We start from the raw sequence: 16,177 nt of genomic DNA on the forward strand, positions 1-16,177 counted from the left end.
GGAAACTCTTCATGACCTGCAAGTCCATAACTGTATCCGTTTCACAGGAACCATGCCGCTTTGAACCATTTCCCGTCTGGTTTACAGCTATCCGATTTCTTTCATCAAACCGGCATTACATTTGTGGCTGTACCATACCCGCCACTTACAACGATTATCAATCGCTTTATGAAATCCGTTTCCTTCGTACCCGCGCTGTGCTTTTTCCTTTTGATACTGACGAAACCGGCATGGTCATATCACGGAGAAACCGAAAAGGGAGAGCGCTTTCCTTTTTCCACCGACAGTACACACATTACGATCTGGAATGGCGAGAGCTATACGCCGCTTTTCATCAAGGGAATCAATCTCGGTGTTGCCGTGCCCGGAACCTTTCCGGGTCAGCTTGCCGCCACCCGCCAGGATTACCGAAAGTGGTTCCGGCAGATCCGCGATGCGGGGTTCAATACCCTGCGGATATACACTCTTCATTTTCCAAGGTTCTACGAAGAACTGAAGGTTTTCAATGAGGCCAATCCGAACCATCCGCTGCTGCTGTTTCAGGGCGTATGGCTGGAAGAGGAGGTGGCCGGCTACAATAATGACCTTTATACTCTAACCGACCGGTTTGACGGGGAGATTCGTGAAAACATCCGCAGCGTACATGGTGATACGGTGATCGCGGAGCGCCGGGGAAAAGCCTATGGCAACTACACCGCCGATGTATCGGAATGGGTGATCGGCTATATCATCGGCCGGGAAATTCATCCGCAGGAAATTCTTTACACCAACGAAAACCATGCTTCAAACACGGCCTTTAGTGGCACATATCTCTCCATCGAAGATGTGAATGCCTCCGAAACCTGGATTGTAGAGCGCATGGACTATCTGCTCGGATTCGAGTGGGATCACTACCAGACACAGCGGCCGGTATCGGTTTCAAGCTGGCCGACACTCGATCCGCTTAACCATCCGTTCGAGCGGAACGAGCACGAAGTCATGGCCTCCATTAGGCTGCGCCACCTGGACTTCAGTGCTGCTCCCGCCGGAGTATTCGCTTCCTATCACGCCTATCCCTATTACCCGAATTACATCAGCCGCGACCCCAAATACACACCGTTTCACGATCACATGGGGCAGAACAGCTATCTCGGCTACCTCACCCATCTGAATCGTCATTATGACCGTTTTCCACTTATTATTGCCGAATTCGGCGGTTCTTCGAGCTGGGGAGTGGCACAGTATGCCCATAACGGTATCCACCACGGAGGGTATTCCGAACGGGAGCAGGGAGAAGCGAATGTGCGGCTCCTGAAGAATATCGCGCAGGCTGGCACGGGCGGCGGTATCCAGTTTGCCTGGATAGACGAGTGGTTCAAACGAACATGGATCACCGATCCATTAGACTTTGATATTGAACGCCGGATCATCTGGCACAATGCCGCTGCCGCCGAGCAAAATTTCGGGCTGATCGGGTATCGCAAGCCGGATGCGCCGCTGTCGCGACTGGAAACGTTCTGCGACGGCTGTCCGGTCGAAAGTGTTGATGCGGGGGCCGATTTCGCCTACCTGAAGCTGCAGCTCAATATCCCGGCACATATTGGTGAATCCGACACTGTATGGGTGGGGCTGGACACCTACGAACGCTCCCTGGGCGAATCCCTGCTGCCCAATGGAGTATCTGTTGAAAACCGGGCGGAATTTGTCCTGATGATCACCAATTACAAGGCGGAGCTGCTTGTTGCCAGAGCCTACGACACGTTCGGAATCTGGCATGGGGTATCAGGTGACGATCAGCTGTACCGCTCTGTGGTATCGGACGGCGGCCACTGGAATCTTGTACGCTGGAAAAACGATGATCCCGGGCATGAGGTGCAGGATATTGGCAGTCTCAGGATAAACCGCCTCGACCTTCCCCGCGCCAGCAACGACGGAGTCCGGCTTTTTGACGACCGTATCGAAATACGGCTTCCCTGGCATCTGCTGAATATTACAGATCCGAGCCGGCATCAGGTACTTCACGACGATCGCAATACGGCAGAAACCGAAACCCGTACCTCCGATGGTGTCGCCCTTTCCATTTCATATGGCGATTTTTTCGCCGAGACATCCGGCCGTTTTAAATGGGCGCCGTGGAATCACGCTCTGGAGGCTGAGCCGTACCAGAAAGAGTCCTATCGTATCATGAAGGAGTATTTGCCCGTACTTCCCGGAAATCCTGTTGCCAATGCCGATATCTATGAGGCAGGGGTCGGCGGCCCCACCATTATTCCCGCTGAATCAGGTGTGTTGGCCAATGACCTTTCACTGGACGGTACCAGAATGCAGGCAGTTATGTCACATCCGCCGGAATACGGGGCTGTGTTGCTGCAGGAGGACGGCAGTTTTACTTACTATCCGGATGATGGGTTCAGCGGCATTGACGGTTTCCGCTACCGGGTCAGGGCCGGGGCCAACTGGTCGGATCCGGTCGGGGTAACGCTCCGTGTTGAAGGACAGCCCACCGGCAGAGGATTCGCTTCCATCTACCCCAATCCCGCCCCTGGCAATTTCACGGTCACGTCTCCTGCGGTCATAGACCGTATTGACATCTTCTCGGTACTTGGGCAGCGGCTTTACACTACGGAAGTAAACAGCAACAGCACGCAGATCCGCCTGTCCGATGCTCCGGCGGGTGTGTACCTGGTCAGGATCCATTCGGCCCGGGAACACACAGTGCGAAAACTTACATTGATTCCGTAAGCTTCAGATATGCGATCACCCGATCCCATGGGCCGGCGTGGCAGCTCGCTCGGAAGATGTCACTTACCGGCCGTGGCAGTTTTTGTACTTTTTGCCGGATCCGCACGGGCAAGGATCGTTCCGCCCAACCTTGTCTTCGACCACCACGGGCTGGCGCTTTACTTTTTCGCCTCTGCCTGCCGCTGCTGCCGCACGCTGGGCCGCGCCGCCGTCCTGGCCGCCGCCAAACCGCAATCCCATATTGACCGCCGAATCGTGCTGTGTTTTCAGCTTGTCCATGTCCACACGGCTTTTGGCAGGCTGTCGGGCCTGTTTCATTTGGGACGGATCGGCTGCTACTTCGGGAACAGCTCTCCAGACGAGTGACACCACATCGTTGTTGACGTCCTCCAGCAGCTGGGAAAACATGTTGAACGCCTCGCGTTTGTACTCCAGCAGCGGGTCTTTCTGGCCAAAAGCGCGAAGCCCGATTCCCTCCTTCACCGTATCAAGGTCGCGAAGATGCTCCATCCACTTCTCGTCAATAACCGAGAGCACGGCCGACCGCTCCAGCGCCCGCACCACTTCCCGGCCTTCATTCTTCATCGCCTCTTCGATGTTCACGACCACACGCATCCGTTTTACCCCATCGGAAAACAGAATCTGCACGTTGGTTGGCTTATTTTCGGCATCCGACTCATGAACCTGTTTTATCACATTATAAAACGGAGCGGTCAATCGCTTCTCTTTATTCTGATAGGTTTTGACCGCCTCATCGAAGATCAGGTCAACTACCCCGTCTTCCCGCAGGCTTGACCATCTTTCGCGATCAACCTCGATGTCGACCGCCAGCAGACGCAGCATTCGCTCTCGTATGCCGTCGTAATCGCCCTCCTTGTAAAGTTCGTTTACTATGGCGGTGATCATATCCTCCAGCATATTCAGCAGCATGCTGCTGAGGCCGTCTCCGAGCAGTGCTTTCCGGCGGTAACCGTAAATCACGTTCCGCTGGTTGTTAAGCACATCATCGTACTCAAGCTGGCGTTTCCGGATGCTGAAGTTGTTTTGCTCGACTTTTTTCTGGGCTCTTTCCAGCGATTTCGACACCCATGGGTGCTGGATCACCTCCCCCTCCTCGAACTTCAGGCGATCCATCACATTGGCCACACGGTCTGATCCGAAAAGCTTCATCAGGTCGTCTTCCAGCGAGACGTAGAACTGCGATTCGCCGGGGTCACCCTGGCGCCCCGCGCGTCCCCGCAGCTGGAGGTCGATACGCCGCGACTCGTGCCGTTCGGTACCAACTATCGCCAGGCCGCCCAGATCGCGGACACCCTCGCCCAGTTTGATATCCGTACCACGGCCCGCCATGTTGGTGGCGATGGTCACCGAGCCCTTCTGGCCCGCTTCACGCACAATCTCACTTTCGCTCTTGTGCTGTTTGGCGTTCAATACATTATGTCGGATACCCGATCGTTTGAGCATTCGGCTGAGCATCTCCGAAACCTCCACACTCGTGGTTCCGACAAGCACAGGCTGGCCAAGCTCGTTGTATTCGTGGATTCTATTCACAACGGCGTTGTAACGCTCGCGTTTGGTCCGAAACACCAGGTCTTCCCGGTCATCCCGCTGTACCGGCACGTTGGTCGGGATTTCGATCACTTCCAGCTTGTAAATTTCGAAGAATTCACCCTCTTCGGTTACGGCCGTACCGGTCATCCCTGCCAGTTTGTGATACATCCGGAAGTAGTTCTGCAGGGTGATGGTCGCGTAGGTCTGTGTGGCGGCCTCAACCTTCACCTCTTCCTTGGCCTCGATGGCCTGATGGAGCCCGTCGGAATAGCGCCGTCCCGAGAGAACGCGTCCGGTGTGCTCATCCACAATCTGCACTTTTCCTTCGGAGACGATGTACTCATCATCACGTTCAAAGAGCGTGTACGCTTTCAGAAGCTGGTTGACGGAGTGGATCCGTTCGCTGCGTTCGGAGAAAATGCGGTAGAGCTCCGACATGCGGTCAGACCGCTCCTTCTTGACCTCCTCCCGGACCTTCTCGATCTGCTTCTGTTTGTATTCGTCGCTGAACTCCGGGTTGTTCTCAATTTCCGCAACATTCTCGCGCTCTTTGTTTTCCAGCTCCTCTTCAATAACCGAGGTCTCCATTCCCATATCCGGGATCACGAAAAACTCGGGGTCTTCATTCGAGGGCGTGATGAGCTCACGTCCCATCTCTGTGAGCTCAATGGTGTTCTGTTTCATGTCGACGGCATAATACATGGCCTCATCGACAATATGCATGTTCTTGCCCTGATCCTGCAGGTAGAGGTATTCGGTCTGCTGGGTCAATTTCTGCAGTGCCGGTTCCTGCATCATTTTCTGGAACTTCTTGCTCTTGGGGAAGCCGCGCCGTGCCCGGAACAGGGCAAGTCCGGCCGCTTCGTGATCCCCCTTTTCATACGCCTGTTCGGCTTCGTGCAGGAATTTTGCGATCAGCTTTTTCTGCGCTTCGACCAGCTTCTGCACGCGTGGCTTGAATTCGGAGTACTTCTGGTTCTGATTGTCCTGTGGAACCGGGCCCGAGATGATGAGCGGTGTACGCGCCTCATCAATAAGAACGGAGTCCACCTCATCGACGATGGCGAAATGGTGGCCGCGCTGCACCAGCTGATCTTTGTTGATGACCATATTGTCGCGCAGGTAGTCGAAGCCGAATTCGTTGTTGGTACCATAGGTGATGTCGGCCCGATAAGCGTTCCTGCGCGCTTCGGTATTGGGGTCGTACCGGTCTACGCAGTCCACCTTGAGTCCGTGAAAATTGAAAATGGGTTCGTTCCACTCGGCATCCCGCTGCGCCAGGTAGGTGTTGACGGTGACGATGTGGACGCCCCGCTCGACCAGGGCGTTGAGATAGGTCGGGAAGATGGCAACCAGGGTTTTACCTTCCCCGGTTTTCATTTCCGCGATTTTCCCCTGGTGGAGCGTCACGGCTCCGATCAACTGGACGTCGTAGGGGATCATGTTCCATTCGGTTTCGGTGCCGGCCACTTTCCAGCTTTTCCCCACAAACCGGCGGCAGGTGTCTTTCAGGACGGCAAATGCCTCCGGGAGGATGTCATCGAGCACCTCATCGGCGATTTCGAGCCACTCCTTGTCCAGTTCTTCCAGTTCGGTTTCGAGCTCGTTTCGACGATCGATGTCTTCCGACTCCCCGGTATGGATGGACTCCAGTTCCGCTTTCAGTTCATCAATTTTTTTCTGCGTCGCGGCCGTCGCCTCTCTGATCTCCTGTTTGAACGATTCGGTCTTCGCTTTCAGCTCCTCATCGCTTAACGCCTTGACCTCGTCCTCATACGATTTGATCTCGTCAACGATCGGCTGGATTTTTTTGATGTCGCGCTCACTTTTGGAGCCCATTATTTTCGAAATGCCGGCAAAAATCTTGTCTATCATAACAGCCTTCTGGCTTTTTTAATGTATTATTATACAATCTGTAAAAGTACGGCTAAATCAAGGTTCGTTCAACTCATGCTTTCCGCACTGCCCTGTCTCCTGCGTTTTGTTACCTCAACGAATAAAAAACCAAAATAGCCTGTATTTCATGGTTCTGTTTCTTAAAAAAATCTTGTATTTTTAGGGTCTTTGTAAAATCGACAATATTTAAACCACTGCAACGAAATGCCTAAAAGAACCTATCAACCAAGCCGTCGCAGCCGGGCCAACAAGCACGGTTTCCGCTCCCGCATGGAAACGGCCGACGGGCAGAAAGTACTCAAACGCCGCCGGGCCAAGGGCCGTAAACGGCTGACCGTAAGTGATGAAGGATTCCGCAAGTAATGACCGGCGGAAGTATGTTTTACCCCGTTCGCACATTCTGCGCGGGCGTGATTCGATTCAGCATCTTTTCAGGACAGGCAATGTCGTAAGGGAACGGCACATTGACATGCGCTACCTTTTTTTTGATGACCGTCCGAAAGAGTGCCTGGTCGGATTCATTGCAGGAAAACGTATTGGCAAAGCACACGAACGCAACGCGATCAAACGCCGTATGAGGGAAGCTTTCCGGCTGAATCAATTTCTGATACGCGATCTGACGGAATCCGAGGCTATCGGTTTTCACGGGATTTTTATTGCAAAATCCACTTCGACGCCCTTTCATCAGGTTGAGCAGGAGTGCGTTCGCCTGCTTGCCGCCGTTTCTGAAAGATACTCCAATTCCAGAGGTAGCGGCTCATGAAGAACACGTTGCATAGCCTGGGTCAACCCGTTTCGTGCCTGTCAACCGCAGATCTCTGTTCCCCGGCCATAACCAGAGGATCCCGCTCATGAGAAAACTGTTTATTCTTCTGGTCAGGGGCTACCAGTTTTTCATTTCACCGTATTTTCCCACAAGCTGCCGATACTATCCGACCTGCAGCAACTACGCCATAGACGCCCTGCGGATTCATGGTGTATTCAAAGGCACAGCCCTGGCCGTTTGGCGCATACTTCGATGCAACCCCTTCAGCGATGGCGGTGAAGATCCTGTTCCCGGCTCACGGGACTGCTGCACGGACGATCACCTCCATAGCGATCACCGTGACAATCATCCGGCATCGGAACCGTCCTCCCGTCCCGCAATGCACTCCGCAGGTGCCCACACCTACAAAGACTATTAAAAGGCTACTATTTTGGATCGTAATACCGTTATCGGATTTATCCTCATATTCGGGCTCATGCTTGCCTGGATGTACTATACGATGCCCTCACAGGAGGAGCTGGAACGACAACGCCAGGAGCGTCTGGCACGAGATACGGTTCCTGAGGATTTTGAACGTCCCGAAACTCAGATCCTGGAGGATTTCGCGGACGATGATGAGGCACGCCCCGATGAAGATCGTCCATCCATGGGTGTGTTCGGTTATACCGATGTTACCGACACCCTTGCCACCTGGGTAGAAACTCCGCTGTTTCGGGCTCGTTTTACCAATGCCGGCGGCGGACCGGCGAGCTTCCACCTGAAAAAACATAACCGCTGGGACGGCGGAAATGTGCAGCTGATATCCGATACCACCCGATCGGCCTACTCGCTGGAGTTTTTATCCACGGAAAACTACAATATCGAGACCGACAACCTGCTGTTCCGTCCGGTCTCGTATCAGCCCAGGGTTGTTCTCGGTGAGGACGAGAACGCCACGCTTCAGTACGAGTTTGAGCTGGAAGACGGCAGCCGCGTCATCTATACCTACACCATCTACGGAGACAGTTACCAAATACTCAAGAGCGTCTCCTTTGAAGGTGTGGAGCACCTGATCAGCGGTCGCAGTTTCGAGCTGGCCTGGAAACCCGCCATACCGCCGACCGAACGCGACGTCGCTTCCGAAGCCCAGTACACCTCCGCCTACAGCTATGCCGGCGGTGTCCTTGAGGAGTTTCAGCCCTCGGATGAAGGCTATTCGGAAAGCATCATTACAGGGAATGTGGACTGGGTCGCCAGTAAATCCAAGTTTTTCACCCAGATCATCAAGGCCCATGAGACTACCGACGGGGCTATTTTAAGCGCGCAACTGACGATGGACCCGGATAACGGGCTGATGATTCACGACTACAATACGGCGCTCCGGACCCGCGTATCTGACGTTGCATCCTATAATTATCAGCTGTATTTGGGTCCGCTCGAATACTACCGCCTCCGCGATTTCGACCCCAAGGCGTACGATATGGTCGACACCGGTTTCGGTTTCATGCGCTGGTTTTCCGACCCGTTCGTCAAATATATCATCCTGCCGTTCTTTGCTTTCGTGGGAGATCTTACCGGAAACATGGGTGTCACTATCATCCTGTTTGCCGTTCTGGTAAAGATCGTACTCTATCCGCTTACCAAGAAGAGCTTCGAGAGCATGGCCGCCATGCGGGAACTTCAGCCCGAAATGGAAGCCATCAAGGAGAAGTACAAGGATGACCCGCAGAAGCAGCAGCAGGCCACCATGAAGCTGTTCAAAACCGCGAAGGTGAATCCCCTGGGCAGCTGTCTGCCGAACCTGCTTCAGATACCGGTACTCATTACCTTCTGGCGTTTCTTCCAGAATGCCATCGAGGTGCGTCAGGAGTCGTTCCTCTGGGCCAGTGACCTCTCCGCCCCCGATATTCTGATAAACCTGCCTTTCACCATTCCCATGATGGGCAGCCACATCGCCGGTTTCGTACTGCTGATGACCGCTACCATGGTCATTCAGATGAAAGTCTCGGGCCAGGGCAATACCGCCCCCAATCCGGCCCTCAAAATGATGCAGTACGTGCTCCCCGTGATGCTGCTGGTCATTTTCAACCGGCTCTCTTCCGGGCTCAGCCTCTACTACCTGGTCTATAACGCCCTCTCCATCGCACAACAGATGCTGATCAACAAGAAGATGGATCATGTGAAGCTGATGGAATCCGTCGACAAGAAAAAAGCCAAGGAAATGCGGCGGGAAAAGCTGCTTGAGGAAAAACGAGCACGGAAAGAGAAAAACAAGCAGTCAAACTAAACGGCACGTTTTTTGCGTTTTCTGGAGCGAGCGGGCGGGCCAAACCATGCCCGGCGGAATACACGTATCTTGCTCGGCTTATACCCGGTGAGAGTGCGGTAATATACCGGATACAGACGGCCCGAACTTTCCGCCTGTCATGCAATGGACCAGTTTTTTTACTATCGATGTTTTATTCCGATCGCCCGCCATACCCCGTGTTCGCCGTGCTCGTATTTGCGCTGTTTACCTATGCGCTGACCCACCTGCACAGTACGGCACCTTTTTCCGGGGCAGACAGCGATTCCGTCAACCCTGCCGCTTCGATACCGGACGGAAGCCCGGGAAGCGCGTCATCCTCCAGCCGTCTGGAAATTGTCATTCCGGAAACGGATTCCATTCGTGTAAACCAAAGCCGGCATCGTGTTGCAGGCAATACGCATCCGGCCAACCGTGTCACCATCGACGGGACAGAAGCCAGGGTTTTTCCCAGCGGCGCTTTCGCAGGAATCATCGAATTGCCGACAGGGTACTCCCGGCCAACCGTCCAGGCTGTAACTCCGGAAGGCGACACCCTCTTGCATGAATTCCATTTTTATCGCGACAAGCCGGCTGATTCTGTACCGGAGTCGCTGCCGGCTGATCCTGTTCACCTGTTTGATGAATCCAAAGCGGCAGAAGTAGTGGGCAAGCACGCCTTTGTAACTTCCGGCTCCGACCGGGACAGGCTAGGCGGCCGGATCGTCGGCTACCTGGATGAGGGGATTCTGCTGGAAATCACCGCCCGGCAGGGAGGCTTCTATCGGATCCGCCTCTCGGATCGGCGAAAGGTGTATATCCCGGTTAGGTTCGTCCGGATTCTTCACGACGCCCCGCCGATGCCCCGGCCCAGCACCGGATCGGTCTCACTGACCAGTGACGATCGAACCGATGTCGTATCGCTTACTGTCGGTGCACGCCTCCCCTGGATCGCAACCATGCAGACTAACCCGAATGCCATTGAAGTCGATATTTTCGGTACAGAGGCGGATGTCAGCCGGGCGCTGAGCGAGCCGGGGGGCAACGAAGCCATCCTGGATATTCAACTGACGGATATGGGCGATGGACATGCGCGCCTTCGCATCGTCCTGGCACATGACCTGCACTGGGGGTTTCATGCCGGCTACGGTATCGGGCAGACACTTCGGATTGGCATTCGCCGGCCGCCCGGACCGGTGCTGCCGGACACCCCCCTTGAAGGCCGCACAATCGCCATCGATCCAGGGCATGGCGGCAGCAACTTCGGTGCCAGGGGTGCCACCGGCGCATTGGAGAAAGATGTGGCACTGGAAATATCCAAGCGCATCCAGCGTAACCTGGAGCGTAACGGCGCAAGCGTGGTAATGACCCGCAGTGAAGACACTGTTGCCGGCATGCCGCAGCGCATCGACCGGCTGCTCGCATCCGACGCCGATGTACTCTTAAGCATCCATGCCAACTCCGTGAGCTATGCTGTCGATCCGCTGAATATTCGCGGTACCAGCACCTATTACCGGTACCGGGAGTTCCGTCCGTTCGCCCAGGCCATCCACAGCCACATGACGGAGTTGCCGTTGCATAATTTCGGACTGATTGGAAATTTCAATTTCACCCTCAATGCCATGACGGCAATGCCGAATGTATTGGTGGAAACGGCCTTTTTGTCCCATCCGGAAGACGAGATGAAACTGCTGGATCCGGATTTTCAGGATCAGATCGCGGAACAGTTGACTTTGGCGCTGATGCGTTTCTTCCGGGAACATGGAAAACCGGCGGCATTCTTCCCCTTACTACCTGGATTTCTCCCTTGATCGGGTGCGGCCCTTTCCATCACTCTTTTTTCCGGCTTTCCGACCATTGCCTTCCCCTTCGCGGCCGGCCTCCCCGTCATCCTCCGGACTCTCTGCCTTGCTGAAACCGGGAAACCTGCCCGAGAAATACTCCTTCTCCGTCTGCTCTCTGGTCTTCACTTTTCCAAGCAGAAAGCCGTACGGCCTCATGGAGTCGACCTCATCAAACACCTCCTTGAGCATGGCCAGGCCCGGAATGAAGAGGATCATCCCGGCAAGCCCCCAAATCTGTCCACCGATAAAAATAGCCAGAAGCGTGACAAGCGGGTTCAGGCTTACGCGCTGCCCCACAATCATGGGTGTAAACAGATTACTTTCAAACAGCTGAATCACATAGAACGTAGCCAGCACCGCCACGGGGTACCAGAGCGAATCCATCGTAAGCAGTGAGTAGACAATCGGGAGAATCGAGCCGATTATTGGTCCGAGAAACGGAATGACATTCAAAATTGCCGCAAAAACACCGAAAAACAGGGGGTGGTCGACACCAATAATGGTAAGTGCCAGGCTGTTCAGCACCGCCAGGATGCAGATGACGATGAACATTCCGGTGATGTAATTTTGAACCACGCTTCTGACTTTGTTCAGAACCAGTTCCACTTTCTGGTTCCGGCTGCTTCTGGAAAAGACCATCAAGAAGAAGTCCTTCAGAAAATCGCGGTACATCAGCAGCAGGAAGACATAAATCGGGATCAGGAAGAACATGGTGAGGGTCGTGGCGGCTGTCATCACGCCCCGTGTAAGCGGCTCCACATTATCCCTCAGGAACGAAATAATAGCATCCTGAGCCGACTCCAGCTGGGCATCGGGCTCGACATCCAGATAGACGTTGAAAAACCCGGAGAACTGTTCGAACAGCTCGTTGATACGCTCCTCGATCATTCCCAGATCCTGCGCGAAATTGACGATCTGGTTGTAAAAGAAAAAGATAACGCCCGAAAGAAAGGTGATGCCGATAAACAGGCTCAACAGGGAGGAAAAGACCCGGTGAATGCGGTATTTCTCAAGAAACGAGGAGAGCGGGGTGAGCAGGATGGCAAAGAAAACAGCAAAGAGGAAAGGGATCAGTATCGAACTGGCCTGAATGAGGAAAAAGACAATCAGCGTAAGTGCGCCCAGAATAAACGTCAGTTTTGCGTACCAGGGAAGTTCAACGCTGCTATTCACTACGCTATGGGTTTTTGGAGTTTCTATTGATCGCTGCCGTATTCAAGAGGGTGTGTGCCGCGGCGAAGAATCGCACATGACCACACACTTCAGATGCAGATAATGCACGTTCCCGGCCGGCGCCGGATCTGATGCCGGATCGAATAAACACGCTTGCGCTTATAGTGTTAACCAGACCCACCGGATACATCATTCCAATCGGGCGGCCACCAAAAAACCGCAAGGCCGGCCACAGCATTTGGCGCAGCCAGTCACAATATACAAACAAACAATACTGAACAAATAGCCCGGCCGCTCCCGGCATTCGGCATGGACTGCCGGGTTAACATTCCGGATTACCGGCCGAACAGACCCGTGCATATCACGATCACGGGCGCTCCCAAACGGCATTCTGCCGGTTGATATCGGGCAGGGCACGCTCGGCATCAATCACCACCCGGGTCACATTACGCTCAGGGATGGTGATTTCCGTTGAACGGCGGCCTTCCAGCCAGACGGTTTCCGGGATGGTACGCCTGGTCTGCCCCTCTTCGGAGGTCACCGTAAGGTAAACCGGCATGGGCACCTCGCCCTCATCGCGAATCACAATTCGGGTGCCGTCCGTGGTTTCATGTACCTGGTCGATGGCCTGGTTCAACACCCAGGTTTCATAATACCAGCTATACCAGAACCAGTCCAGATCACGGCCGCTGACGCGTTCGATCGTCCGGAAAAAATCCCATGGATACGCCTGTTTGAAAGCCCAGTCGTTGATAAAGGTCTGATACGCCTCCTCAAACAGATCATCACCGAGCACTTTTCGCAGAGCTACAAGTACGGCAGCGGGTTTTTGGTAGGAAGCCATTCGGAAGTGCGCGGTGGTATAGTGGAAATCGGATCTACGCATGATGGGACCCTCATCGCCTCTCCGGGCTGCACGGATATACGCGTTTTGCGACTGGCGATGCTGCCGGCGTTCCGGCAGGAAGTCACCTACCGCCTCGGCGGTGCTGAACACCGTGTTCCCTTCATCCAGCCAGCTGTAACGCCGCTCGTCGGTACTGACGATGAGCGGTACCCACATGTGCGCCAATTCGTGGGCCGTGACCGAATAGAGTGCTTCGGCACCGCGCTGGTTATAGTCGCCCATCAGCGTCATCATCGGATACTCCATGCCTCCCCCGATGATACCGGCGCCTTCCACGGCGGTCATGTGCGGCCAGGGATAGGGGAATCCGGTCATTTCCGACAGAAACGTGATGGCGTGTTGCTGGTAAGCGACCACCTCGGTCCACAGAGGCGCTTCCTCCCGCCAGAAGCTGTTGATCAGGGTATAGTCGGTTTCACCGTCGCCGGTAAGATCGCCTACCGCCGTACGAGCGGCATCCCAGTTCGACGCTTTTGTGGCGCTGAAGGCCACATCGCGGACATTCTCCGCCGAGAATCGCCACGCAAGATATCTTTCGGCTCCCTCGTCGCCGGTTTCCTCCACCCATGAAATTTCCCCGCCGGCGGAATCGCGCGCATAGCGGGTTCGTCCGGGCACCCCGCGCAGGGTCGGCAGCCTTCCTGAACCGGCCGAAAACACCCTTACGGGTTCGTCACTCCGCCCGGCTTCCCGCCATCGCCGATACACATCGGGAGCCAGTACTTCATTGGCGTTCTGCAGCTCTCCGGTCGCCATAACCAGCCATTCCTCCGGGGCCCGGATAGTCAGCTTGTAATCGGCGAAGCCATGATAAAATTCAGCCTGTCCCAGATAGGAGTCCGGGTGCCATCCCACCACATCATCATAGACCACCATTTGGGGATACCAGTATCCAAGATAATATAGGTTGTCCCCACTGTAGCCCATGCGCCCCCCGGCGCCCTGCTGCGGTATGCTGAAATCATAGGCGATTTCAATATCCACGAATTCACCGGGCACCAACTTCGCCGGTGGGTGCAGAACCATCCGGGTACCCTGAACAGCATAGAAAGAATCACGATCCGGCTCGTCCGTCAGTTCCATGCCGCCAACCGAGACTTGGCGGATGCTAACGCCGCCCGTGACTTCCACAGGGCGATTCCGCCTTACTCCTTCGGCATGCAGGTTCTGAACCATTTCGAGCTGCAGCCGCCGCAGGGTATCCGGCGAATTGTTGTGGTAGGTGATACGCACCGTAGCAGCAAGCTGACGATCCACCGGGATGAGGGTCGCGTCGATATCGTACTGCGCGAACTGCTGCCAATACTGTTCGCCGGGGCGTCCGTCGCCGGTGCGAATGCCTTCATCCACGGATTTCAGAAATCCATCCGGCGGCTTGATTTCCCTGGGAAGCGGTCGTTGCTGTTGCCATACCTGCGTGTCGGATACCATTTCGACGGACCCGTTCTCCAGTGAAACTACCGGGTCAGGGGCACAGGATGTAACAAAGAGGATGCATGCGAATGTGACGACTATAACAAAAATATATCTGACTGACATGGCATTATAATTGTAACGATTAACAAGTTCACTTTGAAAATAGTAATAAAAATCTGCACGGACTTGTAACTTTTTCCGAACCTCATCGTCATACATTCGATTTTTAGCGAACCGGTGTGGCGAAATATACACTTATATAGTCAGGTTTCGGGCAATAGAGATATAAACATGCATTCGAAAAACCTGTCGGATTTTGACCTGGTAACCCGCGTTCTTGGCGGGGAGAAGGAGTTGTTCCGCCTGCTGATGGAACGGCACCACACACTTGTTTTTCATGTGGCGCAACGCTTTATGCCGGACCCGGAACAAATGGCCGAAACAGCTCATGAGATTTTCGTGAAAGTATATGAACAACTGGAATCATTTGAAAACCGCTCGGCTTTCTCCAGCTGGGTGTATGGACTGGCCAGAAATCACTGTATTGACAAGAAAAGGTGGGAAAACCGTCACAACCGGCACTACATGGAGTTGCCCCATGATCATTCACGGCATCTGGAAAGCACGGAGCCCGGTCCGGATGAATTTCCGGACAACTCCCTGAACAGGCTTTGGAAAGCCATCGGCCGCATGGGTGAGCATCAGTCGGTACCGCTTTTAATGAAATACCGGGATGGCATGTCATACCAGGCGATATCAGAAGCACTTGATGTTCCTGTCGGGGCGCTGAAGGTAAGAGTGCACCGTGCCAGGAAGGAACTGAAACAATTTTTGGAGCAGAAGATATGAGCACAGACAATGAACAATGGCTGCAGCGCTATCTTGACGGTGAACTTTCCGAAGAAGAGGAACGCATTGCCCTTCACCTGATAGCCGATGACCCGGAAATGCGATCCATGCTCAAATTTGATCTGCAGCTGAGGCAGGGGTTGTCCGGCGAAGCAGACGCCCCCTCGCACCCGGACACTTTCGAACCGGAAGCGGGCAGCATACCACCGGTCCCAGAGCAGTTTTTTGAAGGGGTTATGGACTCTATTTCCAAGTTGGAGTCCGGCAAAAAGCCGTCCCGCCGGGTCCAGCCGACAGAAGCCGGGGCGAAAACCGGAACAGCACAGAAAATCGGGGCACACCGGAAAAACGCCCTGCTGAACTGGCTGTTTCACCCGCGTACCATCGAGTGGCGGCCGGCATGGTCAGCCGGAATCGCCGCCCTGCTGCTGGTCGCCATTACGGCGCCCTTTTTCCTGTTGACGACCACGGATACCCCGTCAACACAGGAAAACCCCACCCTCCAAATCGTGGAGCAGACCACCGACCGGGTTATGATTCGTTTCGTTTATCTGGATAACGAAGCCGAATCGATTGAGGTGGCCGGTGATTTCAGCGACTGGGAACCGATACCCTTAAGCCGGCAGGTGGTCAACGGTGATCATGTCTGGACCGGTATCGTGCCATTGACCAGAGGCGAACACCGATACATGTTTATCAAGGACGGCGAACTTTGGACCACCGACCCGCTGGCGCATCGACATGTTGAAGACGGCTTTGGAAACCGAAACGCCATCATTCATCTGTAATGA

At 54.5% G+C, this 16,177-nt stretch carries 11 protein-coding genes; 8 read left to right on the forward strand and 3 right to left on the reverse strand.

The window, feature by feature from the left end; translation table 11 throughout:
- The first annotated feature begins 168 nt into the window (after window positions 1–168).
- On the forward strand, window positions 169–2,721 hold the full coding sequence (locus QA596_08715) for an Ig-like domain-containing protein (GenBank protein ID MDG5767542.1): 2,553 nt from the start codon (window positions 169–171) through the stop codon (window positions 2,719–2,721).
- Window positions 2,722–2,784: 63 nt separating this feature from the next.
- Here QA596_08715 and secA read toward each other — a convergent pair whose 3' ends face one another.
- Window positions 2,785–6,147 carry a preprotein translocase subunit SecA gene (secA, locus tag QA596_08720; protein MDG5767543.1) on the reverse strand — a complete coding sequence of 1,121 codons (3,363 nt, stop codon included), beginning with the start codon at window positions 6,145–6,147 and terminating at the stop codon, window positions 2,785–2,787.
- A gap of 225 nt (window positions 6,148–6,372) precedes the next feature.
- Between secA and rpmH the strand changes: the two genes are divergently transcribed.
- From rpmH to QA596_08745, 5 genes are all read left to right on the forward strand, one after another.
- A complete protein-coding gene (rpmH, locus tag QA596_08725) occupies window positions 6,373–6,531 on the forward strand; it encodes a 50S ribosomal protein L34 (protein ID MDG5767544.1) in 159 nt (52 codons plus the stop codon).
- Window positions 6,512–6,931 (forward strand): ribonuclease P protein component, encoded by a 420-nt coding sequence (gene rnpA / locus QA596_08730; protein ID MDG5767545.1) that lies wholly within the window; start codon window positions 6,512–6,514, stop codon window positions 6,929–6,931. Before rpmH ends, rnpA begins: the two co-directional genes overlap by 20 nt.
- A gap of 88 nt (window positions 6,932–7,019) precedes the next feature.
- Window positions 7,020–7,352, forward strand: coding sequence for a membrane protein insertion efficiency factor YidD (gene yidD, locus QA596_08735; protein MDG5767546.1), 333 nt, complete (start codon window positions 7,020–7,022; stop codon window positions 7,350–7,352).
- Window positions 7,353–7,364: 12 nt separating this feature from the next.
- Window positions 7,365–9,200 carry a membrane protein insertase YidC gene (gene yidC / locus QA596_08740; GenBank protein MDG5767547.1) on the forward strand — a complete coding sequence of 612 codons (1,836 nt, stop codon included), beginning with the start codon at window positions 7,365–7,367 and terminating at the stop codon, window positions 9,198–9,200.
- Window positions 9,201–9,367: 167 nt separating this feature from the next.
- The gene (locus QA596_08745; GenBank protein ID MDG5767548.1) at window positions 9,368–11,008 is read left to right on the forward strand and encodes an N-acetylmuramoyl-L-alanine amidase; all 1,641 of its coding nucleotides are present in this window, start codon (window positions 9,368–9,370) and stop codon (window positions 11,006–11,008) included.
- Here the strand turns inward: QA596_08745 and QA596_08750 are convergent.
- Both QA596_08750 and QA596_08755 read right to left on the reverse strand, forming a co-directional pair.
- Window positions 10,988–12,214, reverse strand: a complete 1,227-nt coding sequence (locus QA596_08750) for an AI-2E family transporter (GenBank protein MDG5767549.1) — start codon at window positions 12,212–12,214, stop codon at window positions 10,988–10,990. The two genes, QA596_08745 and QA596_08750, sit on opposite strands and share 21 nt — an antisense overlap.
- Before the next feature lie 367 nt (window positions 12,215–12,581).
- Window positions 12,582–14,660 (reverse strand): M1 family metallopeptidase, encoded by a 2,079-nt coding sequence (locus tag QA596_08755; protein ID MDG5767550.1) that lies wholly within the window; start codon window positions 14,658–14,660, stop codon window positions 12,582–12,584.
- A 168-nt stretch (window positions 14,661–14,828) separates the two neighbouring features.
- Here QA596_08755 and QA596_08760 point away from each other — a divergent pair, with 168 nt between their 5' ends.
- Entirely contained in the window at window positions 14,829–15,386 is a 558-nt protein-coding gene (locus QA596_08760) for an RNA polymerase sigma factor (protein MDG5767551.1), read from the forward strand.
- A complete protein-coding gene (locus tag QA596_08765) occupies window positions 15,383–16,174 on the forward strand; it encodes a glycogen-binding domain-containing protein (GenBank protein MDG5767552.1) in 792 nt (263 codons plus the stop codon). The genes QA596_08760 and QA596_08765 overlap by 4 nt, the downstream gene beginning before the upstream one ends.
- Window positions 16,175–16,177 lie beyond the last annotated feature (3 nt).

The organism is Balneolales bacterium ANBcel1 (genome assembly GCA_029688905.1).
Taxonomy (GTDB): domain Bacteria; phylum Bacteroidota; class Rhodothermia; order Balneolales; family Natronogracilivirgulaceae; genus SLLW01.

Excerpts from the sequence above, each read along its gene's own strand:
- rnpA (MDG5767545.1), top strand. The coding sequence starts at position 6,512 with ATGAAGGATTCCGCAAGTAATGACCGGCGGAAGTATGTTTTACCCCGT.
- QA596_08755 (MDG5767550.1), bottom strand. The coding sequence starts at position 14,660 with ATGTCAGTCAGATATATTTTTGTTATAGTCGTCACATTCGCATGCATC.
- yidD (MDG5767546.1), top strand. The coding sequence starts at position 7,020 with ATGAGAAAACTGTTTATTCTTCTGGTCAGGGGCTACCAGTTTTTCATT.
- QA596_08715 (MDG5767542.1), top strand. The coding sequence starts at position 169 with ATGAAATCCGTTTCCTTCGTACCCGCGCTGTGCTTTTTCCTTTTGATA.
- secA (MDG5767543.1), bottom strand. The coding sequence starts at position 6,147 with ATGATAGACAAGATTTTTGCCGGCATTTCGAAAATAATGGGCTCCAAA.
- QA596_08760 (MDG5767551.1), top strand. The coding sequence starts at position 14,829 with ATGCATTCGAAAAACCTGTCGGATTTTGACCTGGTAACCCGCGTTCTT.
- QA596_08745 (MDG5767548.1), top strand. The coding sequence starts at position 9,368 with ATGTTTTATTCCGATCGCCCGCCATACCCCGTGTTCGCCGTGCTCGTA.
- rpmH (MDG5767544.1), top strand. The coding sequence starts at position 6,373 with ATGCCTAAAAGAACCTATCAACCAAGCCGTCGCAGCCGGGCCAACAAG.
- QA596_08765 (MDG5767552.1), top strand. The coding sequence starts at position 15,383 with ATGAGCACAGACAATGAACAATGGCTGCAGCGCTATCTTGACGGTGAA.